A 23381-nucleotide genomic window follows, 5' to 3' on the forward strand; every position below is an offset into this window, starting at 1 on the left:
CAGCCTCCGCCTCAGGCCCGACCTCCGGCGCGGTCTCCGTCGTGGCCTGAGTCACTGCCTCGGCCTCGGTGACCGGCTCGGGGACGGCCTCGGCCTCGGTGACCGGCTCGGGGACGGTCTCCGCCTCGGCGACCTGCTCCGCGGCGGCCTTCACCACCTGCTCGGCCTCGGCGACGGCCTCGGCCGCGGCCTTGGCGTCCACGGCCGGCTCGACCGATGGCTCGACCGATGGCTCGACCGCCGGCTCGGTCTCCGCGACCGGCTCGGTCTCGGGCGCCGGCGTCGTGCTCGCCTCGGCCGTGGCCTCCGGCTCGGCGTCGCCGTGCGCCGTCGTGTCGGCCTCGGGGCGCGGCTCCGGCACCGTGTCGTCGGCCGCCGCCGGCTCCGGCGTGACCTCGATCTCCGGTTCGATGGTCCGTGACGCCTGCTTCGGCACGGTCACGTTGTCGAAAGCGGCGGTCACCAGGTCGTGCTCGTCGGTGTCTGCCGGGCGTGGTTCCGGGACCACCGCGGGGGTGGCCGGTTCCGGTGCTTCCTGCTTCGGCGCCGGCGTCGGCTGCGAAGGGAGCTGGTCTGCACCCTCCGCCTCGGCGGGGCGCGGCTTTCGCGACCGGCCGAATGCGTTCCGCAGGAGAGTGAGAATGCCCATGTGCGCAACCCTTCGCGTGAGTTGATGCCCGTCAATCGCTGGCCAGGACGGACACGTAAGGTTAGCGGCCCCAGGTTGCGATCTTGGGGAGGGTCGATGACTCCTGTCGGGCGTACGGAGGTCGAGTTCCGGCCCCTCCTCAACTCCCCTTCGGCTCCTCTTGGTTCATCCCTCGTTCACGGGGATTGTAACGGTATGGCAAAGCTCTGCGCACGCAACCGCTCCGCGTCACCGGCACGATGCCTCGTGCCGGAGTGAACCGTGCGGCAGTTCCACCTGCTCGGCGGCCGTGACCCCGTCGCGTACGACGGTGACGGTGACCCGTCCGGCCGTCGGCTCGGAGAGGTCGAAGGCGTACGGCGTCCGCCGGCCGTCCAGCACGGGCGGCAGGCGGCGGACCGCGAGAGGCCCGCCCTCGCACGTCACCGACCGTGTCGCGGCGCTCGGAGAGGCACGACGACGTGATGAACCCGCCGTCCGTGGCGGCCGACCCCGAGCAGAAGCGCCCGCGGGCGGTCTCCCGGACGACCGTGACGGCGCTCCGGCCGACGGCGGCGGTGTACCTCCCGGGCGGGCCCGGAAGGTCCTCGTCGGACAGCTGTCCCGTCAGACTGGCCCGGGACGCGTCGACCACCCGGGCCCGGTCGGCCTCACCGGCGGGGAAACCGCCGGTGAGGGCCGCGTCCCGGACGGCCCGCCGCCCGCGGTGCAGGCCACCGCCGTGAGCGGTGCGGCACCGGCGCCGGCCCGTGCGAGAAGCCCGTTCAGGTGTCCCCCGTCGGCCACGTGCCGGTGCCCGGAGGGTGGCGCCGGGCCCGGTGCCGGACCCCTGTCGGCAACGCTCGTGATCAATGCACCTAGTGCGGTGCGGTGATCGCGCGGGCCGCCGCCACCTCCTGGCGCAGCGGCTCCAGGACGCTGCCCGGCGGGCCCGTGAGGTCGGTGCCGGCCGGGACCGGGGTGTCCGCCTCGCGGACGCTCTCCGCCAACTCGCGCAGGTGCAGGGCGATGCCGTCCACCTCGGTGCGGGACGGCTGCGCCGCTCCGTGCCGGACCCGGACCCTGGCGGCTGTCGTCGCGTCCACGATGCGTTCCACGGCGACGACGAGCGGCCACCAGGCCGCCGCCCGCCGTCCCGTCGGCGGCGGCTCGCTCAGGGCGCGCTGGAACTCCGTACGGACACCGGACAGGTCACGGTAGAGGCGGCGGCGCATCCGGGCCCGGGCGGCCGGGTCGGCGCCGGGCTCGAAGGCCAGGACCACGTAGGCCGCGGTGTCCGCCACCGCGTCCGCGAGCCGGTCGCCGACCCGGGTGCGCCAGCTCTCCGGCCACAGCAGGTACCCGGCGATCAGCGCGATGGCGCAGCCCAGCACGGAGTCCACCAGGCGCGGCGCGAGCAGGCCGGTGCCCTGGTGGTTCAGGTTGTCGGACAGGAGCAGGATCACCGGGGTGACGGCGGCGGTCTGGAAGCCGTAGCCCCGGGGTGTCAGGGCCGGGATCAGAGGGGCCAGGAGCATCATCACGGGCACGTCCCACCAGCCGCGCGGCACCAGGGCCAGGACGGTCGCCGCCACCACCAGGCCCACCACCGTGCCCAGGGCGCGCAGCAGCGCCCGGGAGAAGACCGAACCGAAGTCGGGCTTGAGGACGAAGGTGATGGTGAGCGCGACCCAGTAGGAGCGCGGGACCGGGATCAGGGAGACCAGGGCCTGCGCGATGCCGATGCACAGGGCGAGGCGGACGCCGTAGCGCCAGGAGCTGGCGGACAGCATGACGTTGCGGGCGGCGCGGGCGGTGCGGATGCGCAGGGCGGCGGGGCGGCCGAGGCGGTCGTCGATGCCGCTGGGGTCGACGTCGGGCCCGGTGGCGACCTCGGCGAGGTGGCGCAGGGCGTGGTCCACGACGCGGGCGGTCTCGGTGCGCGGCTCGGGGAGGGCGAGGTCCAGGGGGCCGGTGTGCCCGGTGTCGATGGCGTCGGCGATCCGGTGGACGGCGGCCGGGACCTGGGCCGGCAGCGGCTTGCCCGCGAGCCGGGCGGCGGGGGCGGCCTCCACCACCGGGGTGATCGCGTTGAGCTGGGCCAGCAGCCGGGTGAGGTCCCGGCTGCGGCCGTGGTACCGGGCGCGCCGGGCCAGGATCAGGTCGTACGACTGGTTCAGCGACTGGGTGACGGTGCGGCGGGCGCGGTCGTACTCCTCGGCGTCGGCGGTGCCGATGGCGGCGAGCTGGTCGGCGACGGTGCGGTAGGTGGCGGCGACCGCCGAGCGTTCCGGTACGCCCGAGCGCAGCGGCCAGCCCAGCAGGGCGACGAGGAGGACCAGCAGGCCGCCGCCGGTCATCAGGACCGGGGTCAGCCACCAGGCGCCGGGCAGCGGCAGGCCCGCGCCGATCACGGAGTTGAGCAGCAGGAGCAGGCCGGACACGGAGGAGACCGCGCCGATCGTCGAGATCATCCCGGAGACCAGCGCGATCCCGGTGATGACGGCGACCGTCAGCCAGCCCTGTCCGTAGACCAGGGCGCCCGCGGTGACGCCGGCGGCGCCGAACACCTGCGGGACCGCGATGTTGAGCAGCCGCATCCGGTAGGCGTCGGCGGTGTCGCCGATGACCGCGGACAGGGCGCCCATGGAGGCGAGCGCGCCGTACGCGGGCTGTCCGGCCACGAGCCCGGCGGCGAGCGGCAGCGCCATGCCGAGGGCGGCGCGGACCAGCGCGGGCCGGTTCAGGGGCGCGGCCTGCTCGGGCCGGAGGTTCCTTACCAGCCAGTCGGGAGGAGTGAGGCCGTTGGGGAACTCGCGGGGCATGGGCCCATTATCGGCGCCGGTGCCGCCGGCGCATGACGTCGGGGCGGAGGCCGGGGGCGGGCCGGGCGGCGGCGCCGGGCGCGGGCGGGGCGGCGCGGGCTGCGGGGCGGTCGTCCGGGGCCGGGCCGGCGGGCGTCGCGGACGGACCGGCGGGGCGGGTGCGTGCGGTGTCGTGGCCGGGAGCCGCGCGGGCGTGGCCGTCGGCGGGTGTGCTCCGGGGGCCGTCGCGCGGCGGCCGTGGTCACGCCGCTTCGTCGACCCTCGCCAGGAACTCCGCCAGCGCCCGGTTGAACTCCCGCGGCCGTTCGAGGTTCGGCAGGTGGGCCGCCGCCCCGATCACCCGGAGGGCGGCGTCGGGGAGGAGGGCGTGCATTTCCTCGGCGTCGGAGACGGGGGTGTACGCGTCGTCCGCGCCGACCACCACCAGCGCGGGGACGGTGACCTTCGCCAGCACCGTACGGTAGTCGGGGCGTTCGGCCCGGCCGCGCAGGGCCGCCGCCGCGCCCTCCGGGTCGGTCCGGGTCATCATGCGGTGGATGTGCGTCTTCACCTCGGGCGCGGCACCGGGCGCGACCATCTTCTCCAGGACCTCGTCGGCGTAGCCGCGCATGCCCTCGCGGAGCAGGCGGTCGGCCATGGCGTTGCGGGCCCGTACGCCCTCCGGTGTCTCCGGCGCCGGGAAGGTGTCCGCGAGGACCAGGCCCCGGACGCGGTCGGCGCCGAGGCGGGTCCAGCACTCCATCGCGATCTGGCCGCCCATCGACAGGCCCGCGACGACACAGGTCCGCACGTCCAGCGCGTCGAGGAGGTCTTCGAGGTCCGCCGCGAAGCGGGCGAGCGGGACGAGGCCGGGGGTGACCGGGGAGGCGCCGTAGCCGCGCAGGTCGGGGACGACGACCCGGCGGGAGGCGGCGAAGGCGGCGCGCTGGGGGTCCCACAGGGTGCGGTCGAAGGGGTGGCCGTGGATCAGGAGCAGCGGGACGCGCGCGGGGTGCGGGCCACTGTCGTCGTATGCGAGGAAGGGGGCCATGAGGGCGACCCTAGGAGGCGCCAACTTCTCGGTGCAATAAGATCTTTGCGCTCGGTGCAATGCCGGCGGGGGAGGGACGGGGCGTGAACGACTTCAGGGGCATCGCCGACCGGATCGCGCTGGACATCGCGCGCGGACGGCTGCGGGCCGGGCAACGGCTGCCTCCGCAGCGGGCGTTCGCACGGCGGCACGGAATCGCCGCCTCGACCGCGGGCCGGGTCTACGCCGAACTGGTGCGGCGCGGACTGGTGGTGGGGGAGGTCGGGCGCGGCACCTTCGTCCGGGCCACCGAGGTCATCCCGCGGGGGCGGGCCCTGGTCGAGGACGGCACCGCTCGCGTCAACCTGGAACTCAACTACCCGACCGTGCCCGGCCAGCAGGAGCTGCTGGCCCCCGCGCTCGCCCCCCTGCTGCGGCCCGACGCGCTCGGCGAAGCGCTGCGCACCGGCGCCGCCGACGGCACCCCGCGGGCCCGTGAGGCCGTCGCCGCGCTGCTCGCCGCCGGGGACTGGCGGCCCTCCCCCGGCCGTGTCCTGTTCACCGGCAACGCCCGGCAGGCCGTCGCCGCGACCCTGGCCTCGCTGGTCGCACCGGGCGGCCGGGTCGGGGTCGAACCGCTGACGTATCCGCTGGTCAAAGAGGTCGCCGCCCGGCTCTCCGTCACGCTCGTGCCGGTGCGGACGGACGCCGGGGGGCCCGTCGTGGAGTCCGTGCGGGCCGCGCACCGCTCCGCGCCGCTCTCCGCCCTCTACCTCCAGCCGACCCTGCACAACCCGACGTCCCTGACCGTGCCCGCCGAGCGGCGGCTGCAGCTCGCGCGGTGCGTGAGCGACCTGGCCCTGCCGGTCGTGGAGGACCGGGTCTGGTCGTTCCTGCACACCGGCCCCGAGCCGCCGCTGGCCGCGCTCGCGCCCGGCCTGGTCCACGTCGTCGACTCGCTCTCCAAACGGGTCGCGCCCGGCCTCACCGTCGGATTCGCCGTCGTACCCGAGGACCGGGTGGAGACGGTGGCCGCGGCCGTGCGGTCCGGCGGGTGGGGGCCGGGGGCGTTCGCGCTGGAGGCGGCCGTGCGGTGGATCGCGGACGGCACGGTCGCGCGGCTCGTCGCGGCCAAGCGGGAGCAGGCCGTACGGCGGCAGGGGCTGGTCCGTGAACTGCTCGGCGGGTTCACCGTACGGGCCGATCCGCGGGGCTGCTTCGCCTGGTGGGAGCTGCCCGAGCCCTGGCGGGCGGACGGCTTCACGGCGGCCGCGGCCGCGCACGGCATCGCGATCACACCGGGTACCGCCTTCCGCGCCGACCCGAAGCGGACGCCGGACGCGGTCCGGCTCGGCCTCGCCACGGCCGCCGAGCCGGAGCTGGTGGCGGCCCTGCGCACCCTCGCGGACCTGGCGGGCCGCCCTCCCCAGGAGCACCGGGCCGCCCTGACGGACGCGGGCGGCCGGGCCGGGCGGCGCGTCACCTGATCGGCAGGTTCTGCCCGGCGGGCTGCGAGTCCGTCCGCAGGGCGGCGGCGTCGGGCGTCCCGGGAACCGGCTCCGGCTCGGCCTCCGGCCGCCGGCGCAGCCGCCCGCCGAGCCAGGCCAGCACGGCCACCGCCAGGCCGAGACCCAGCAGCAGCCAGGAGACCGTGCGCAGGGTGGAGGTCAGGGCGTCGTAGACGGCGGCGGCCGCCGGGTGCGGGACGTCGGGCGGCAGCCCGGCCAGGGTGAGGCGGCGGCCGACGCTGAGGGCGAGCCCCAGCAGACCGCCGCCGAGCGCCGTGCCCAGCGCGGTCGCCAGCACCGCACGGCGGCGGTGGACGGCGACGGCGATACCGGCGACCGCGAAGACGGCCGCCGCCACGGGCAGCCAGAAGCCGGCGACCTCGAGCACGTGGAACCCCTTCCGGAGCCGGTCCAGTTCCGCCGCCGGAAGCACCGCGACGGCCGTGTGCTGGACCGGGATACGGGCCGCGAGCGGCACATGGTCCTGGGTGAGCTGGTCCTTGACCTGGGCGGTCACCGGCGCCAGGTCGACGGTCACGGCCTCCTCGCGCTCGTCCTGCAGCGCGCACAGGACCGCGTCGTGGGCCGCCCGGTTGCCCGCGTCCCAGGCCAGCCGGAACGCCCGGGTCTGGGTGAACGACCGCACCGCCTCACGGACGAAGGGCGCCACCGTGGCCTGCATCGGCCGGCCGACGTCCACCTCGCGCATGATGCCGTCACCGACGGTGTCGGCCACCGCGTCCCGGACGTCCGGGTCGTCGGCGAGCGGCGCCATCGAGCTGACGTACTGTCCGGTGTCCGCCAGCCCGTACGCCGCCCAGGCCGCCAGCGCGCCGAACGGCAGCAGCAGACAGGACAGCACGGTCAGCAGCGCCGACAGGGCGTTCCTGAGACGTGCGGCCCGGCTGCGCCGTACCGGCCGCGCGGGCCCTGTGGGCGCGGGAGGCACGGAGGGCACGTCTCCAGGCAAGCCCCTGAGGACGGGTCGGGCGACCGGGGTGACTGCATCCGGGGCACGGCGGCCCGTCAGGTGGAGCCGAACGGACGACACGGCGGCCCGGGGACGGCCGCCGGGCGGCGCGCGGAGCCCGCGACACCGCGCTCCGGTGGAGGGTTGGCCCGAACGGGTGTTTCCTGGGCTTGAGGAGCCGTCCCGGCCGGCGGAACGGGCCGGAGCGGCTGCGCAGGGATGCCGCCGGGCGGCTTCGTCCGGCGGCGGTGAGGGGAACGTCCCGCGAGGGACCCAGGGGAAACGCGTGGGCCCCGGCCACAGGGCCGGGGCCCACGCGCGGGCGGGAGCGGTCATCGGACGCGATGGCCCACCTCGTCCTCGTGCGTGTAGAAGCGGTAGAACATCACGATGAAGGTCACCGCGGCGACCGCCAGGGACATGCCGACGGAGCGCAGGATCGACCCTCCGCTCTGGCTGTACAGGAAGCCGAAGGCGATCCCGAGGAACGCGGTCCACATCAGCGCGTGCACCTCCCGCCGCAGCCGCGGGGCGATCGTCAGCACGCCGAACAGGACCAGCGCGAAGACGATCGCGGTCACGAGGCCGAACAGCAGGTTCCAGCCGCTGACGGATCCGCCGCTGCGCCGGTTCGAGGCGGCCCAGTAGCCGTAGATCAGTCCGGTCACGACCGGGAGGGCCATCCGGCCCATGAGGTGCGTGCGCGGGCTGAAGATGTCGGGCGTGGGGCCCCGCCGGGAGGTACCGCCGGTCGTGGGTGCCGCTTGAGCCATGAGAGTGCTCCTCTCTCCTCGCCCCCGGCTTCCAGGGCACACCTGCGGGTACCCCGTGGCAAGTCGGCCGTCCGGGTTCCGCGCGGGCGGTCACGACGTGCGGCGGGGTCCGGCCCGTGGTTCGCTGGCTGTCGTGACCGACCACGCGGCTCCGCGGCGGCGCCAGGACCTGCGTCGGCATCCCCTGGACCTGGTCAGGGGCCGGAGTTTCTCCTGGGTGGCGCCGATGCTGCTGCTCGCCGGGATCACCGCGGTCGACCTCAACACCACGGAGCGGTTCCGGATCATCTCCTGGATCGTGCTGGTCCCCGGCATCGCGGCGGCGGTCTGCGGGATCTGGGCGACCTCCGTCTTCGCGCTGCTCGCGGTCCTCGACTACCTGCTCGTGGACAGCCTGTGGCCGCACAAGTACCAGGCGGGCCTGCCCGACTTCATCCTGGTCACCTTCGCCGGGCTGCTGGCGGTGATCGCCTGCGCGGTCCGGGCCGGCGGCGAGCGGCGGATGCTGCACATGCGGGACATCGCCGAGACGACCCGCCGTACCGTGCTGCGCCCGCTGCCGCCGGGCTGGGCGGGGCTGGAACACGCGGAGGTCTACCTCGCCGCGGACACGGTGGCCCGGGTCGGCGGCGACTTCTACGACATCCAGCCCGGCCCGTACGGCACCCGGGTGCTGGTCGGGGACGTGCAGGGCAAGGGGCTGGGCGCGGTGGAGACGGCGGCCGCGCTGCTGGGCACGTTCCGGGAGGCGGGCTACCACGAGAAGGACCTGGCGACGGTGGCCGGCCGGCTGGAGACCCGGATGCTCCGGCACCGCGGTCACGCGGTCGCCCTGGGCCGCGACGACGGCGACCGCTTCGCCACCGCGGTGCTGCTGGGCTTCCCGCCGGGCGAGCCGGCCGCGGTGGAGGTGGTCAACTTCGGCCACGAGCCGCCGCTCGGGGTGCGGCCGTCCCGGGTGCGCGCGCTGCCGCAGGGGGACGGGCTGCCGCTCGGCATGAGCGAACTGGTGACCGGTTCGGGGCCGCCGCCGACCCGCACGATCGTCCTCGCCCCCGACGAGACCCTCCTCGTCACCACCGACGGCGTCACCGAGGCGAGGAACGCGGACGGCGCGTTCTACCCGCTGGCCGAGGAGGTCGTCCGGGCCGCCACCGCCGACCCGGCCCTGCTGGTCGCCCACGTCCGCGACGGCGTGCTCCGGCACACCCGGGGCCGCGTCTCCGACGACACCACGGTCTTCGCGATCCGGCGGACGACGGCGCGCCGACCGGGCACGGACGGCGCGCGAACGATCCCATCCCGCCCCAAACCCCTCTCGTGACCCCCGCTTTGCAGGCGCAGCGGTTAACGTGCTGACGTAAGTGGACCTGGGGACAAGGGGGAGGGCCGATGCCCGGAACCGTGCTGCTGCTCGCGGCCTCGCCGACGGGCAAGGGGTGCCTGGTGGACGCGGCCTCCGTGCTCCCCGTGCTCGCGGCCGTGCCCCCGGCGATACTCTCCGGCACCGACACCGCCAACGTCGTGGAACTCGCCGACCCGCTGGAGCCGCAGGCCGTCCTGACCCGGCTGCGCGCCGCCGCGGCCGCCCCGGGCCCGCTCACCGTGTTCGTCACGGGCCAGCTCCAGCTGGACCGCAGGCAGCGGCTGCCGCATCTGGCGCTGGCCCGGACCACGCCCGCGACCGTCCGCTACACCGGCCTGCCCTGGCACTGGATCCGCGAGGAACTGCGGCTGCGGCCGGCCGGGGCGACCACGCTGGTGCTGGACCTGCACGCCGACCACGAGACCTGGGAGCTGCTGCGCGGCGCCCCGCTGGACTCCGGGCGCAACAACGCGGTCTACGGGCGGATCGCTCCGCCGCCGGCCCGCCGGGAGGTCGCTTCGCCTTCGTACATGAAGGCGGTGGCGACCGTGCTGCGCAGCGGGTACCGGCCGGCGCCGGCGCTGCTGCACCAGCAGGTGCTGGCACGGCTCGGCGCCGAGGCCGCGGACTGTGTGCTGCTCAGCGCCCACACGCCGGACAGCGGGGACCCGCACGAGGCCATCAGCGAGGCCGCGCGCGGCGGCCGGTACGCGGAGGCCGACGGGCTCGCCGCCCGCTGGGAGGAGGCCGCCGCGCGGGCGCACGGACCGGCCTCCGAGGACGCCCTGCACTGGTCCGAGGTGCGGGCGGACCTGGCGATGTTCGCCGGGGACGCGGCCCGCAGCTGCCGGACCTGGCTGACCGTGGCGCACGTCCGGCTGGCCGCCGGACAGCCGGCCGACGCGCCGGCCGTGGAGACGGCCGCGGACCGGGCCCACCACCAGTGGGGGGCCATCAAGGACGCGGCGCGGGCCCGTGAACTGGGACCCGCGCTCGCGGAGTTGAGACTCAGGGTGCCGGGCCGCCGGGAGGGCGCGCTGGAGAACGTCCAGCAGCACCTGCGGCAGCTTCAGACCAACTGAGGGACTAGTTCGTGAAGGTGAAGTACTTCCAGGCGCCGTAGGTCGTGGAGTTGACGGTGTCGCCGGAGGTGCCGTTGATGTAGTCGGAGCGGACCCGGAAGCGCCAGCCGACGTCCTGCTTGTGGTTGCCGGTGATCTCGACCTGGGAGACGCCGCTGGTGGCCAGCGCGAAGTACTTCGAGTCGTCGGCGTACCAGCGGCCCTGGTAGTAGACCTGGAAGTCGAAGCGCTGCGCACGGCCGCTGTAGTACGGCATCTTGGTGGTGAAGCGCGGGTTCTTGGTCTTGTGGAAGAAGGCGTAGGTCTGGCCCCACGACTTCTTCGTCTTGTACTGGCCGCTCGCCGTCATGGAGACGCTGACCTTCGCGCCCACCGAACTGGACACCGACCGCGGCGCCCAGCGCGCGTCACCGGTGAACTTCGCGGTGACCTTGGTGTCGCGCTTGAGGTCCAGGGTGACGGAGAGGTTGCCGTGCGAGTCGACCTTGCCCGACGTGACGAGCTTGTTGGGCTTGTCCGCGCCGAACGGGTCGGCCCAGATCTCCACCGAGCGGTTCTTGTACGTCGTACCGAGGTGGGCGGTGAACTTCACGTCCTGCCCGTACGCGTACACCTTGCCGTTGTTGTTCAGCGTCAGCGTCGGGGTGGCGCGGGAGACGTCCACGGTGTCCTTGGCGGAGGCGGCCGCGTGCTCGCCGTCGCCCGCGTAGGAGACCTGGTACGTCACCTTGCCGCCGGCCGGCGGGGTGTCGGTGAACGAGTAGCCGCCGTCGGCGCGGACGGTGACGGCGGGCAGCGCCTTGCCGTTCGGGGAGTCGAGGTCGGTGCGGGTGACGGCGACCTGGGTGCCGGCGGGCAGCGCGGCGGTCGAGGAGACCGTGCCGGTGACGGTGAGCTGCTTGGCGCGGGCGGCCGTCGCCGGGGCGTTCACCGTGACGGTGGTGGCGGCCCGGCCCGGGGTGTCGTACGCGTGCAGGGTGTACGCGCCCATGCCGTCGTAGGCCACCGCGAACAGGCGGGAGGCGTCCGGCGCCCAGGCCAGCCCGCCGGCGGCGAGCAGGGTGCCGGAGTCGCCGAGGTCGTAGTCGCGGACGGCCTCGCTGCTGCCCGGGTGGAAGATGTAGATGTCCGGGGCGTACGAGGAGTCGGTGCCGCCGGCGACGGTGCCGTCGGGGGCGATGGCGACCGCGTTCGGGTAGTTGGTGCTGGTGTACTTGCCGTCCTCGTTGAGGTCGGAGGTCTTGAACACCTGCTGGTAGTAGGGCGCTCCGCTGGCCACCACGACGTCCTTGCCGTCGGGGGTGACCTGGAGGTCGCCGAGGTTGCTGCCGGCCTCGCGGGTGTAGGCGAGCCGGGTGGCGGTGCCCGACGAGACGTCGTAGGAGGCCAGTTCGACCGGGCTCTGGTCGGGCTCGCCCGCCACCAGGGTGGCGGAGCCGGGTGCCGCGTCCAGGAGCGGCGCCTCGTACCACCGGTCGTCCTGGCCGAGCGTGACCTCGTGCCGGTCGTCGGTCAGGTCGACGGAGCCGATGTCGCCCTGGGTGGCGCCGCCGTAGCCGAACCACAGCCTGCCGCCCGCGAGGGCGACGCTGCGCGGCTTGTCGCCGACCGCGTACCGGGTGGTCTCGGTGTCCGTCGCGGTGTCGACGACGGCGATGGCGTCCAGGTCCTGGACGGCCGCGTAGAGCGTGCCGGAGTCCGCGGACAGCTCCAGGCCCGAGACTCCCGACAGGTTGGCGGTGAGCTGCTTGAGCACGGCGCCCGAGTAGTCGGTGACGACGATCTTGCCGTTGCTCGGGTCGCTGATGAAGATCTGCCGGTGCACGCCGTCGACGACGACGTCACCGGTCGACCTGATCGGCAGCGGCGTGCCGGTGTCGGCGAAGGCCGGTGTGGTGGCGGCCAGCGCCGCGGAGCTGAAGAGGACCGCGAGAGCGGTGGCTGCCGTGACGGAGCGGGTGCGCATACGCACGCTGATTCGAACCCCCCGGATCGAACGAAGTGGGCGTCACGGAGGGCGGCCCGCGCGTGGTGCGTGCGTCGAGGGCCGCGTGTGACGGATGTGAGGAAGACTAGGTCATGCCACTGACAATCAGCACCGGGATTGTCCGCGGCCCGGGACGCGTCAGCGCGGCGCGTGTTCGGCGGTGACCGGCGTGCTGGAACGGGGGGTGTCGTCCGTCGCTCTGGCGGGGCCGGCGTTGGCCGCGGTGATGAGCGCCGCCACGGCGATCACGGCGGCTGCCACACTACGGACGGTCGGGGTCCCCCCGATCGAGCGCAGCCGGGAGTGGGAGAGTGCGGTGGGGCGTGCGGATGTGCGTCCGAGCACGGCGACCTCGCAACGACAGGGGCGGGTTAAGCGTGTTTAATCCGCCGTTTAACCTAGGGGCTGACAGAGCTCAACGGCAAGGGGTCCAGGGGGAGTTGGGGGTGAGTGACAGAATGCAGGAACGGGACGATCCGGAGACCATCGGGCGGCGTGTGCAGCACCTGCGCACCGAACGGGGTCTGACCCAGCGCCAGCTGGCCGAACCGGCCTACACGCCGGCCTACATCTCCACACTGGAGGCGGGCCGGGTACGGGCCTCCGACGAGGCGCTGCGGCACATCGCGGGACGCCTCGGCATCGGCTTCGAGGAGCTGGCCAGCGGGCGCCCCGCCCACCTCGCCACCGACCTCAGGCTGCGCCTCACCGAGGCCCAGCGCACCCTGGCCACCGGCGCGGCCGAGGAGGCCGCCGGCCTCTACGCGGCTCTCCTGGCGGAGGCGGAGGCGCACGGGCTCGCGGTCGAGCAGGCCATGGCGCTGCTCGGGCTGGGTGAGTGCGCCCTGGACACCGGCGAACTGGGCAAGGCCCGGGAGTTCTTCGAGCGCGCCGAGCTGTGGACCGCGCAGGAGCCGCTGCCGGTGCGGGTGCCGGCGATCCGCGGCCGTGCGGTCAGCCACTATCTCGCGGGTGAGCTTCGTTATGCCGTCTACCTCCTGGAGACCACGCTCGACGAGCTGAACCGCGGCGGCCTGCACGACCCCGACGCGCTCCTGCTCCTGTACGCCTCCGCCATCGGCCCGTACATGGACATGGGCGCCCATGCCCGTGCCGCCCAGGCCGCCGAACTCGCCCTCGCGCTCGCCCCGCAGGCCGGAGACCCCGCGCTGATCGCCCGGATGCACCGCTCCGTCGCCCGCACCCTGCTCGCCGAGGGCCGGGCCGCCGAGGCCGACGCCTCGCTGGCCAAGGCCGCCGAGCTGTACCGCCAGCTCCAGCTCCGCACCGAACTCGCCAACTGCCACTGGATGCGCGGGTACGTCTGCGCGCAGAACGGCGAACTGGAGCGCGCGGAAGCGGAGTTGCGGGAAGCTCTCGCGATGCTGTCGGAGACCCGGGCGGCCCTGTACCGCAGCCAGGCGGCCGTGGAACTGGCCGACGTGCTGCACCGCAGGGGCAAGTCCGAGGAGGCCGCCGCGCTGCTGCACGACGTGCTCGGCGACTTCTCCTCCGAGCGCGGCGCGGTGCACGCGGCCGCCGCGCACCGCCTGCTCGGCATCATCGCCGAGGACGCCCGGGAGACCGAGTCCGCCGAGGAGCACTACGTCCGTGCGCTGAGCCTGCTGGAGCGGGCGGGCGCGGCCGGTGACCTGGCGGACCTGTGCCGGCTGCTGGGCGACCTGCTGCGCCGCTCCGGCCGGGTGGAGGCGGCCCTGGACGCGTACCGCACCGGCCTCGGCCACCGCACCGCCCCGGGCACCACCACCCTGGGCCCGGCTCCGGCGCAGCCGCCGCTGTAGGGGCGCCGCACTGGACCGTTCGGCCCAGGGAGCGGCATCCACCGGTGGGCGGGGGGAACCCTCCGCCCATGCAGATCGATCTGACAGGACGTACCGCGCTGGTCACCGGCTCCACGCAGGGCATCGGCGCGGTCATCGCCGAAGGACTCGCCCGGGCCGGCGCCCGGGTGGGCGTCAACGGCCGTGACGAGGGCCGGGTGGCCGAGCGCGTGCGGTCGCTGGCCGAACTCGTGGACCGGGAGCTGCCCTGGGAGGAGGCGCAGCGGACGTTCATGCGCGAGTACCGGCCGCAGTCCCTGCTGCAACGCCTGATCGAGCCGGAGGAGATCGCCCACATGGTCGTCTACCTCAGCTCCCAGCAGGCGTCGGCGACCACCGGCGGCGCCCTGCGGGTGGACGGCGGCTACGTCGACGCGATCCTGCCCTGACGGGCCCTAGGCCTGGGCCCTTCCCTGTTCGCGGACCTGGGCGAGGCGCTGGACGCCGATGTCCAGGGTCTCCTCGGTGGTGCGGTCCGGGAGGGTGCCGAGGGCGCCCGCGGTGAGGACGATCGCGTCGTCGCCGACGCGGACGACGGCGATGTCCACGGTGAGGGTGGTGGGGTCGTCGTCCGTCGACGGCTGGGTGGTGAGGGTGGCCCGCAGCCCCTGCCGGGCCTCGCCGACGGCGGAGAGACCGGAGTCGGCGACCTCGACGGTCTCGGTCCCGGCCGCGGTCGTCCGCGCGCTGAACTGCCCGCAGGTGCCGGGCACCGCCCGCAGCCAGGCCAGCGTCCGGTCCACGTCGGCGGCGCGGCTCGCGTAGACCTGGTAGCGGAGCTGGGCGTCGTCGTCGCCGTCGTCGAGGACGGCGACGGCGTGCGGGCCGGCCGGTTCGAGCAGTTCGTCGGCGTACAGGGCGTCGAGCAGGCGCTGGCAGTCGGGCTGTGCGGTGCCGGCCTTGAGGAGTCCGTCGTGCCAGGTGGCGGTGGAGTCGCCCGCCGTCCACGGCACCCCGAGGTCGGCCGCCTCGATCAGCGCGGCCTGCGCCTGGTCGGGGGTGAGCGCCGGGACGCCGGGCGAGGCGGCCGGGCTGGCGGGCGCGGGGCGCTCCGCCGCGGTCGCGTTCGACGCCGGGGAGGCCCCCGCGGCGGGCGGCTCGGGCGGCCGGGCCGCCGTGCAGGCGCCGGAGGCGAGCAGTCCGGCGACGGCGAGACCGGAGGCGACGATTCTCATGGCGGGGCCTCTTCGGTGACAGGAGTGGTGGACGCGTGAGATCACGCCATCACCCCTGCCGCCCGCCCACCACCGCTCCGGTCCGTCCGGGTGAGTCGTGCCGCCACCCGTGCCGTGGGGCCGTCGGCGGCCGGTCGTAGAGTCGGGCCGACGGAAGGAGTCCCCGTGACCGCTCAGCCCATCCCCGTCGTCATCGACTGCGACACCGGGGTCGACGACGCCCTCGCCCTGCTGTTCGCCGTACGGCATCCGGGCATCGACCTGCGGGCCGTCACCTGCGTGGCCGGGAACACGGACGTGGACGGGGTGGTCCGCAACACGCTGACCGTGCTGGAACGGGCCGGGGCCGGGGACGTACCGGTCGCCCGGGGTGCCGAGCGGCCGCTGATCGAGGCGGCCCGGTCGGCCCGGCACGTGCACGGCACGGACGGCATGGGCGACCTGGGACTGCCCGCGCCCGCCCGCCGCCCCGCCGACGTCGACGCCGTCACGCTGCTGCGCCGCGAGATCCTCGCCTCGCCCCGCCCGGTCACCCTCGTCCCGACCGCGCCGCTCACCAACATCGCCCTGCTGCTGCGCACCCACCCCGAGGTCACCCGCAACATCGAGCGGATCGTCTTCATGGGCGGCGCGGTCGCCACCGGGAACGCCACTGCGGTGGCCGAGTTCAACGTCTGGCACGACCCGGAGGCCGCCGCCGTCCTGCTCACGGCCGGCGTTCCGATCACCATGTACGGCCTGGACGTCTTCCAGCGGGTCGTGGTGCCGGGCGCGGACGTCCGCAGGCTGCGCGCGAGCACGGAACCCGGTGCCCGGCTCGCCGGTGACCTGCTGGCCCACCGGCCCGCCGCACCCGACCCGGACGGCGACGACCCGGACGGCGGTCTCGGTGACGCGGGCGCGGTCTGTGCCGTCGCCGACCCGGGCGGGCTGACCACCCGGCTGCTGCCGGTCGAGGTCTCCCTGGCCCCGGGACCGACCCGGGGCCAGACCGTCGTCGACCGCAGGCCGCGGCCGGGCGAGGCGGAGATCCACGGCGCCGGCCGTGAACCGGCCCTGGTGGACGTGGCCCTGGACGTGGACGTGGCCCGCTACGTGAAGCTGTACCTGGAGACCGTCACCGCCTAGGCCGTGCCCTGTGCCGTCCTGCCGTGGCCTGTCCGGCCGGACGGTGACGCCCGGCGGCGGTGCCCCGGACGCGGACGCCCCGGCCGTCGTGGACGGCCGGGGCGTACGGGGTCAGGCGCGGGTGGCCCTGCGGCGCCGGGTGGCGACGACGATCGCCGCGCCGCCGGCCAGCAGCACGGCCGCGCCGCCGGCGACGAGCGGGGTGCTGGAGTCGGCGCCGGTGTGGGCCAGGTCGCCGCCACCGCCGGAGTTCGTGCTCGGGGCGGGCGCGGGGGCGGTCGTCGACTCGGAGGCGGAGGCCGACGGGGTGGCCGTGCCGGTCGACTCGCTCGCCGAGGGCGAGGGGAGCTGCGAGGCCGGCGGGGTGGTCGCGCCGGCCGGGGTCGACTCCGACGCGGACGGCGAGGGGGACGAGGACGGGGACGGCGAGGCGGACTCGCCGGTCGCGCAGTCCTTCGTGCCGCCGTTCCAGGACGCGATCAGCTTGTCCTTGATGACCGCGTGGTCCGGGCCGGCCGGCAGGTCGCCGTGGACGAAGCCGTCGTTCGCGTCGGTCCTGCCGTCGAACTTGACCGCGCCCCGGTACAGGTCGATCTGCGCGAAGCAGCCGGCGTCCGGGACGGCGATGTCGAGGGAGTCGCTCTGGCCCTGCTTGACCGTCACCGAGTCGAAGTCCACGAAGACCTGCTGCCCGGAGGTGGCGAAGGTGGCGCCGTGGGCCAGGTAGGAGGCGAGCGAGGCGGTGCAGCTCGCGGCGCCGGCGGCGGCCCGCACCTTGATGTGCACCTTGCCGTCGGCGGAGACCTTCAGGTTCTGGTCGTCGACCTTCACCGAGTCGAAGAAGTCCGTGCCGTCGACCGAGAACTGGCACTTGTCGGTGCCGGTCTCGGTGCCGGCTCCGGTGCCGGGGCTGTAGTGGCCGCCGGACTTCCAGCCGTCACCGCCCGGGGCGCCGCCGTGCGCGAAGGCGCCGGAGGCCCCGGCGACGGAGGCGGCGCACAGGGCGAACGACGCGAGGCCCGTCCCCAGCAGGCGGTGCGCGGTGAGCTGTCTGGCTATGGACATGGATATCCCGTCGTGGATCTCGCGAGGAGGGCAGCGGAGGCTGCGGGAGGCGAAGAGACACCAGGCTCACTGGTCACATGCGCCACGGTGTGGGGCCATGGTCGTGCGACGCGGTGAGACCTGTCAACCTGCGGTGGGACAAGGGGTGTTCGGCGCTCGTCACAACTCCCACACACAGGGAATGATCCCCTCCGGGCGGTGCGAAGGTTCGCTTTCCCGGCACAGTGGACAGACTTGTTCTCGGTTTTCCCGCTCGGATTCCGTCCCCGCCGAAAGGAACGCGCGTGGCCGACCTCTCCTCCCGCGACCCCGACTGGTGGCGCCAGGCCGTGATCTACCAGGTGTATCCGCGCAGCTTCGCCGACGCGGACGGCGACGGGCTCGGTGACCTGCGGGGCATCACCCAGCGCCTCTCCCACCTGGGCACGCTCGGCGTGGACGCGCTGTGGCTCAGCCCGTTCTACCCGTCGGAACTGGCCGACGGCGGCTACGACGTCGCCGACCACCGGGACGTCGACCCGCGCCTGGGCACCCTGGACGACTTCGACGCGATGGCCGCCGAGGCGCACCGGCTGGGCCTGAAGGTGATCGTCGACATCGTCCCGAACCACACCTCGCGCCTGCACCCCTGGTTCCAGGAGGCCCTGCTCGCCGGTCCCGGCTCGGCGGCCCGCGACCGCTACGTCTTCCGGCCGGGACGCGGCGAGCACGGCGAACTCCCGCCCACGGACTGGCGGTCGGTGTTCGGCGGCAGCGCCTGGCAGCGGGTCCCGGACGGCGAGTGGTACCTGCATCTCTTCGCGCCCGAGCAGCCGGACCTGAACTGGGACCACGAGGAGGTCCGCGCCGACTTCCGCACCACCCTGCGGTTCTGGTCGGACCGGGGCGTCGACGGCTTCCGCGTCGACGTGGCGCACGCCCTGGTGAAGGACCTCGCGGAGCCGCTGCGGGACGTGGCGGAGTTCGGCGCGACCGGCGAGGAGGCGCTGGAGCGGGTGCCGCCCGGCACCCACCCCTACTGGGACCGCGACGGGGTGCACGAGATCTTCCGGGACTGGCGCCGCATCTTCGACACCTACACCCCGCCGCGCACCGCCGTCGCCGAGGCCTGGGTGCCGGGCGCCCGCCGGGTCCTGTACGCCCGCCCGGACGAACTCGGGCAGGCCTTCAACTTCGAGTACCTGCAGACCCCGTGGGACGCGGACGCGCTGCGCGAGGCCATCACCGGCTCGCTGGCCACCGCCCACGCGGCCGGCGCCTCCGCCACCTGGGTGCTCTCCAACCACGACGTCGTACGGCACGCGTCCCGGCTGATGCTGCCGCCGGGCACGGACGAGAACGCGTGGCTGCTGTCCGGCGGCCGGGCGCCGGAGACCGATGCCGCTCACGGCCTCCGCCGGGCCCGCGCCGCCACCCTGCTGATGCTGGCGCTGCCCGGTTCGTCGTACGTCTACCAGGGGGAGGAACTCGGCCTGCCCGAGGTGGCTGACCTGCCCGAGGGCGTCCTCCAGGACCCGGTCTGGGAGCAGACGGGCCATGCCCGCAAGGGCCGTGACGGCTGCCGGGTGCCGCTGCCGTGGACGGCGGACGGCCCGTCGTACGGCTTCGGGTCCGGCGGTGCCTGGCTGCCGCAGCCGGCGTGGTTCGGCTCGTACGCCGTCGCGGCCCAGGCCGGTACGGCGGGCTCCACCCTGGAGCTCTACCGCACCGCCCTGCGGCTGCGCCGCAAGCTGATCGAGGGCGAGACGCTGGCCTGGGCCGAGGCACCGCCCGGAGTGCTGCACTTCGCCCGGTCGGACGGCTGGCGGTGCGTCACGAACGTGTCGGACGCCCCGGTGCCGCTGCCGCCGGGCGAAGTGCTGCTGGCCAGCGTGCCGCTGCCGCTGGACGGCACGCTGCCGCCCGACACCACGGTGTGGCTGGGCGCCTGACGAGGCTCAGCCGGCGGTGGGGCTGGCGCCCGGGGTCACGTTCACCCCGGCGGTGGGGCCGGTGCCGTCCCCCGATCCCGCTCCGGTGCCGACCCCGGCGCCGGAGCCGGTGAAGCCCTTCTCGCCGGGCAGGGCGGGCGGGTTGGTGGTGCTGTTGACCGGCGGGGTGAGGACGACCTGCGGCTGGCCCCCGTCCGGAGGCGGCGGGGTCAGGTCGGTGGCGGGCAGCTTCGGCGGGGTCGTCTCCTGGAAGAGGACCGACGGGAAGTCGACCAGTCCGGTCTGCTCCATCACCGTGATGTGGTCGAGGACCGTGGAGTTGGCCTGGTCGGCCAGGATCCGCACCAGGGTGTTGCGGGTGGTGGAGCGGATCTTGGCGATGGTGTTGAAGATCGACCCGTGCGTGACGCGCAGGATGTTCGCGAAGTCCGTGTCGAACTTCTTGCCGGAGTCCGCGGTCAGGGTGTTGACGAACCCCTGCTGCTGCGGGGAGGGCAGGTTCGGGATGGCGATGTTGAGCATCGGCGCGATCTTGCGGCAGCTGGCGTCCAGCGCCGCGTGACCGTCGATCAGGTGCTTGCTCGCGGTGATGACCGCCTGGCTCTGGCCCTTCTTCAGGCCGAGCTGTCCCACCGGGTACTCCCACAGCCCGGCCGCGCGCACCTTCACCACGAAGTCGCGGTCGCCCTCGGTCAGGGGCCCCCACTGGGTGTTGGCGATCACTCGGTTGGTGTCGCTGGATACGGTGTTCACGCCCAGCATGCTCGGGTAGGCGAGTGCCACGAGAGTGATGCTCAGCGCTCCGCCCACGAAGAGCGTTCCCGTCGCGTTCCGCGAAAAGCGCACCGGTGCCTCCTGCCGGTCAGGGGTCCCGCGCAGGGGCGGGGTAGGTCACGGGTGGATACGGATGCGGGACGCGTCGGAAACCTTTTGGTTTGGCAAAGAACGTGTGAGGGCTTGGCCAGACCGGAGCGCCGTCTTCCCATGTCTTGCCCAGGGGGAGGGCATGACTTCCTCTGGCGAATGTGGCCATGACAAAGGCGGGCCTAGCTTCGCCGTATGCCCCCACAGCCCCCCTCCCCGCGCCTCCCCCGCGGCGCCGCTCCCGGCCGGGGCCCCGGCCCGGGCCGCGCCGCGCTGCCCGTCCTTCCGTACCGCAAGCCCACCAAGGGCCGTGACTACTGGGTCTTCGACGACGTCCTGCCGGACGTGGACGCCGTGCGCGAGCGCTGCCTGGCCAAGGACGACTGGGTCCAGGGATACCCGTACACCTCGGAGACCTGGCCGGGACTGCGCACCATGCCCGGCCTGGAGCCCGCCGAACTCGACGTCGTGGAGGGCCTGGTACGGCAGGCGACCGGCGCCGGGCGGCTGTGGGTGCAGCGGGCGCCCGGCGGCGGCACCCTCAACCACAACTGCGTCCAGGTCGTCGGCGAGGGCGAGAGCGAGCCGCGCCCGCACACCGACTCACGGGCGCTGTGCCGGTACGCGGCGGTGCTCTACCTCAACCCCGGCGTCGCCAAGGACTGCGGCACCGCGTTCTACCGCCAGTCGCTGCCCGGCGGCCGGCTCGGCGGCAACATCGTCCAGGCCCCGCACAACAACCTCGTGGAGGCGCTCGGGACCCGGTTCGTGCCGGGCGACCACTTCGAGGAGGACGTCCGGGTCCCGCACAGGTACAACCGGCTGCTCCTCTACAACGCCAATCTCGTGCACAGCGCGACCGGTTACGCGGGCAGGGCGCTGGCGGAGAAGCGCATGACGGCGGTGTTCTTCTGGATGGCGTGACGTCCTGGGGGACGCGGCCCGCCGCGGTCCGTAACGGCGGGCGTGACACGACCACGACGGTCCCGTGACGGCCGGCCCCGAACTTCGCCGTCCGGGGCCGCATCGAAAGAGGTGTCCGGCAGAGAGCCGGGAGGAACACACCGCTGGGGGACCCCATGTCGAACCGCCGCCGCAACCTCCGCAGGACCGCCGCCGCCCTGGCCGGCGCCGCCGCGCTGATGGCCGCGCTGACCGCGTGCGACGGCACCGCGTCCGGCTCCGTCACCTCCGACGGGGGTACGGCCGCCCCGGCGGCGGGCGACTCGGCGAACGGCACGGCGGGTTCCGCCGGCTCCACGGGCCCGGCGAACCCGACCGGGTCCGGCGGATCCGCCGGCTCGGGTGGCGGTGCCGGTTCCGGGGCCGCGCCGGCCGGGAACACCAGCGGGTCGGGCCGCGGCACGGGCGGGAGCACGGGTGCGGCCGCCTCGGGCGGTTCGGCGGCCGGCGGCTCCTCGACCGCCGCCTGCCAGGCGTCCGGGCTCGGCTACTCCTGGGCGGACACCGGCAGCGGCAGCGGCCAGAAGCACGCCGTCGTGGCGCTCACCAACAAGAGCGGCCGCACCTGCACGCTCTACGGCTTCCCCGGCGTCGACCTGGTCGACGGCGGCCGGCAGTGGTCGCTGCGGCGCACCGACGCCACCCCGCGGCGGGTCACCCTGGCGAGCGGCGCCGCCGCCCACTTCACCCTCACCTACCTGCCGTCCGACGCGGGCGACTCCACCGCCTTCACGCCGACCACGGTCGTCATCACCGCGCCGGACCAGCGCACCTCCTACGACCTGCCCTGGCACGGCGGTCCCGTGGTGCTCCAGGACGGCGCGACCCACCCGGGGACGTACGTCGGCCCGGTCGGCCGGTGACCGCCGGGGCTGCGGGGCCCCGCTTCACCCGTTCGGCGTAACCCCCGTGGTGCGGTGCCGAGGGCGGCCGGATCGTCGTACCCATGACACAGCAGACGCATCCGGCGCCGGCACCGGCGCCCGCACCGCACAGCGGCTGGGCCACCGGCGGGGTGGTCTTCGCGGGGGTCCTCCTGCTGATGAACGGCATCTTCGCCATCCTGCAGGGCATCTCCGCCATCGCCACCGACGACGTGTACACCCGCATCCACAACTACGTGTACAAGATCAACCTGACCGGCTGGGGCTGGATCCTGGTGATCCTGGGCGCACTCGGCGTCATCGCCGGCGCCGCCCTCCTCAAGGGCGCTCCCGGCTGGGCCCGCGGCGTCGGCATCTTCCTGGCCGCGCTGAGCATGGTCGCCCAGTTCCTCTTCCTGCCCTACGCCCCCCTCTGGGCCCTCATCATGATCGGCATCGACTTCTTCGTGATCTGGGCACTGGCCCTGTACCGCCCCGAACACCCCGCACACGCCTGACTCCCGGTCATCGTGGGGCGCGGACACGGCGGAAGCCGGTCTCACCGGTGCAGCCGCCGGACCCCCGGCGGACGACTCGGCGCCGTACGCGGCGCCCTGCCGACGCCCGGCGTCCGGCGTCCGGCGTCCGGCGTCCGGCCAGCGATAATCGCCTCATGGCACCCCCCACCCCCGCCGAACTCCCCCTCCTGGCCGGGGCCGTCGCGTGAGCGCTGGTCTTTCCGAGCCGCACCGGCGTCTGCTGACCGGGCTGTTGTCCGCCGGGGCCGCCTATCCGCTGGCCCTGACCGGTGACTACGCGGCCCTGGCGCACGGCCTGTTGGACCGGCCCGGCCGCACGCTGGAGGTCGCGACCCAGCATCCGGCACCGATGCGGACGATCGCCGAGACGGTCGCCGCGGTCCTGCGCGACCAGGGCTGGCAGGTGAGCAGACGTGAGACGGACCCGCTCTCCGCGCGGCTGATCGTCACCGACGCGGTGTCCGAGGAGGCCGTCGAGGTCGATCTCCTCAAGGAGGCCCTGTGGCATCCGCCGGTCCGTACGGAACTCGGCCTGACCCTGTCCCTGGAGGACACCGTCGGCATGCGGGTCTGGGCGCTGACCGACCGCGGCCTGCCCCGTGACCTCCTCGTCGTGCACGCGGCGGCGGACCGCTGGAGCCTGCCCGACCTGGAGGACCTCGGCCGCCGCCACGCCCGCGACACCTTCGACCTCACCGACCTCCAGTCCCGCCTGACCGGCGCCGACTGGATCGACGACCGGCAGTTCACCGCGTACGGCCTGGACGAGCGGGCGGTCGCGGACCTCCGGCTCTGGGCCCAGGCCTGGGCGGACGACATCGCGGAACGCCTGATGGAGGCGCGGCCGCCGGAGGAATGACCCCC

21 protein-coding genes and 1 pseudogene are annotated in these 23381 nt (G+C 74.5%); 11 read left to right on the top strand and 11 right to left on the bottom strand.

Going from position 1 to position 23381, the window contains the following annotated elements; genetic code table 11:
* The 4 genes and pseudogenes from ACIRQ9_RS02025 to ACIRQ9_RS02040 form a co-directional block, all read right to left on the bottom strand.
* Positions 1-463: pseudogene (locus tag ACIRQ9_RS02025) on the bottom strand (Toxic cation resistance protein); the annotation flags it as partial.
* A 414-nt stretch (positions 464-877) separates the two neighbouring features.
* Positions 878-1030, bottom strand: a complete 153-nt coding sequence (locus ACIRQ9_RS02030; protein WP_404166096.1) for a hypothetical protein — start codon at positions 1028-1030, stop codon at positions 878-880.
* A gap of 476 nt (positions 1031-1506) precedes the next feature.
* Positions 1507-3453 carry an FUSC family protein gene (locus ACIRQ9_RS02035; RefSeq protein ID WP_404166098.1) on the bottom strand — a complete coding sequence of 649 codons (1947 nt, stop codon included), beginning with the start codon at positions 3451-3453 and terminating at the stop codon, positions 1507-1509.
* Positions 3454-3694: 241 nt separating this feature from the next.
* Positions 3695-4483: an alpha/beta fold hydrolase gene (locus ACIRQ9_RS02040; RefSeq protein ID WP_404166100.1), complete on the bottom strand. Its 789-nt coding sequence runs from the start codon at positions 4481-4483 to the stop codon at positions 3695-3697.
* A gap of 83 nt (positions 4484-4566) precedes the next feature.
* Here ACIRQ9_RS02040 and ACIRQ9_RS02045 point away from each other — a divergent pair, with 83 nt between their 5' ends.
* Positions 4567-5949, top strand: a complete 1383-nt coding sequence (locus tag ACIRQ9_RS02045; RefSeq protein WP_404166102.1) for a PLP-dependent aminotransferase family protein — start codon at positions 4567-4569, stop codon at positions 5947-5949.
* On the opposite strand, the gene ACIRQ9_RS02050 is transcribed toward ACIRQ9_RS02045, so the two are convergent.
* The gene (locus ACIRQ9_RS02050; protein WP_404166398.1) at positions 5942-6919 is read right to left on the bottom strand and encodes a hypothetical protein; all 978 of its coding nucleotides are present in this window, start codon (positions 6917-6919) and stop codon (positions 5942-5944) included. The genes ACIRQ9_RS02045 and ACIRQ9_RS02050 overlap by 8 nt on opposite strands.
* Positions 6920-7272: 353 nt before the next feature.
* Positions 7273-7713: a hypothetical protein gene (locus ACIRQ9_RS02055; protein ID WP_404166104.1), complete on the bottom strand. Its 441-nt coding sequence runs from the start codon at positions 7711-7713 to the stop codon at positions 7273-7275.
* 124 nt (positions 7714-7837) lie between these two features.
* Here ACIRQ9_RS02055 and ACIRQ9_RS02060 point away from each other — a divergent pair, with 124 nt between their 5' ends.
* A complete protein-coding gene (locus ACIRQ9_RS02060; protein WP_404166400.1) occupies positions 7838-9037 on the top strand; it encodes a PP2C family protein-serine/threonine phosphatase in 1200 nt (399 codons plus the stop codon).
* 68 nt (positions 9038-9105) lie between these two features.
* Positions 9106-10161, top strand: coding sequence for a hypothetical protein (locus tag ACIRQ9_RS02065; RefSeq protein ID WP_404166106.1), 1056 nt, complete (start codon positions 9106-9108; stop codon positions 10159-10161).
* Between the two features lie 4 nt (positions 10162-10165).
* Here the strand turns inward: ACIRQ9_RS02065 and ACIRQ9_RS02070 are convergent, their stop codons facing one another.
* Complete coding sequence (locus ACIRQ9_RS02070) at positions 10166-12127, bottom strand: Ig-like domain repeat protein (protein WP_404166108.1); 1962 nt, start codon at positions 12125-12127, stop codon at positions 10166-10168.
* 159 nt (positions 12128-12286) lie between these two features.
* The gene (locus ACIRQ9_RS02075) at positions 12287-12409 is read right to left on the bottom strand and encodes a hypothetical protein (RefSeq protein WP_404166413.1); all 123 of its coding nucleotides are present in this window, start codon (positions 12407-12409) and stop codon (positions 12287-12289) included.
* 197 nt (positions 12410-12606) lie between these two features.
* On the opposite strand from ACIRQ9_RS02075, the gene ACIRQ9_RS02080 reads away from it, so the two are divergent.
* Positions 12607-13950, top strand: a complete 1344-nt coding sequence (locus ACIRQ9_RS02080; protein ID WP_404166402.1) for a tetratricopeptide repeat protein — start codon at positions 12607-12609, stop codon at positions 13948-13950.
* Positions 13951-14018: 68 nt separating this feature from the next.
* Positions 14019-14378 carry an SDR family oxidoreductase gene (locus ACIRQ9_RS02085; protein ID WP_404166110.1) on the top strand — a complete coding sequence of 120 codons (360 nt, stop codon included), beginning with the start codon at positions 14019-14021 and terminating at the stop codon, positions 14376-14378.
* A 6-nt stretch (positions 14379-14384) separates the two neighbouring features.
* Here the strand turns inward: ACIRQ9_RS02085 and ACIRQ9_RS02090 are convergent, their stop codons facing one another.
* A complete protein-coding gene (locus ACIRQ9_RS02090) occupies positions 14385-15164 on the bottom strand; it encodes a hypothetical protein (protein WP_404166112.1) in 780 nt (259 codons plus the stop codon).
* 165 nt (positions 15165-15329) lie between these two features.
* On the opposite strand from ACIRQ9_RS02090, the gene ACIRQ9_RS02095 reads away from it, so the two are divergent.
* Positions 15330-16292, top strand: a complete 963-nt coding sequence (locus ACIRQ9_RS02095) for a nucleoside hydrolase (RefSeq protein WP_404166113.1) — start codon at positions 15330-15332, stop codon at positions 16290-16292.
* A gap of 111 nt (positions 16293-16403) precedes the next feature.
* Here the strand turns inward: ACIRQ9_RS02095 and ACIRQ9_RS02100 are convergent, their stop codons facing one another.
* Complete coding sequence (locus tag ACIRQ9_RS02100) at positions 16404-17357, bottom strand: LAETG motif-containing sortase-dependent surface protein (protein WP_404166115.1); 954 nt, start codon at positions 17355-17357, stop codon at positions 16404-16406.
* A gap of 284 nt (positions 17358-17641) precedes the next feature.
* On the opposite strand from ACIRQ9_RS02100, the gene ACIRQ9_RS02105 reads away from it, so the two are divergent.
* Entirely contained in the window at positions 17642-19288 is a 1647-nt protein-coding gene (locus tag ACIRQ9_RS02105; RefSeq protein ID WP_404166117.1) for an alpha-amylase family glycosyl hydrolase, read from the top strand.
* Between the two features lie 6 nt (positions 19289-19294).
* On the opposite strand, the gene ACIRQ9_RS02110 is transcribed toward ACIRQ9_RS02105, so the two are convergent.
* On the bottom strand, positions 19295-20134 hold the full coding sequence (locus tag ACIRQ9_RS02110) for a DUF4142 domain-containing protein (RefSeq protein ID WP_404166118.1): 840 nt from the start codon (positions 20132-20134) through the stop codon (positions 19295-19297).
* Between the two features lie 213 nt (positions 20135-20347).
* On the opposite strand from ACIRQ9_RS02110, the gene ACIRQ9_RS02115 reads away from it, so the two are divergent.
* The 4 genes from ACIRQ9_RS02115 to ACIRQ9_RS02130 all read left to right on the top strand — a co-directional run bounded on the left by ACIRQ9_RS02115 (position 20348) and on the right by ACIRQ9_RS02130 (position 23376).
* Positions 20348-21076, top strand: a complete 729-nt coding sequence (locus tag ACIRQ9_RS02115; RefSeq protein WP_404166120.1) for a DUF6445 family protein — start codon at positions 20348-20350, stop codon at positions 21074-21076.
* A 155-nt stretch (positions 21077-21231) separates the two neighbouring features.
* Positions 21232-21978, top strand: a complete 747-nt coding sequence (locus tag ACIRQ9_RS02120) for a DUF4232 domain-containing protein (protein WP_404166122.1) — start codon at positions 21232-21234, stop codon at positions 21976-21978.
* Positions 21979-22061: 83 nt separating this feature from the next.
* On the top strand, positions 22062-22496 hold the full coding sequence (locus ACIRQ9_RS02125) for a hypothetical protein (RefSeq protein WP_404166124.1): 435 nt from the start codon (positions 22062-22064) through the stop codon (positions 22494-22496).
* Between the two features lie 205 nt (positions 22497-22701).
* On the top strand, positions 22702-23376 hold the full coding sequence (locus tag ACIRQ9_RS02130; protein ID WP_404166125.1) for a hypothetical protein: 675 nt from the start codon (positions 22702-22704) through the stop codon (positions 23374-23376).
* Positions 23377-23381: the final 5 nt, after the last annotated feature.

Source organism: Streptomyces sp. NPDC101237, from assembly GCF_044767465.1.
In the GTDB taxonomy this organism is placed as follows: Bacteria; Actinomycetota; Actinomycetes; order Streptomycetales; family Streptomycetaceae; genus Streptomyces; species Streptomyces gramineus.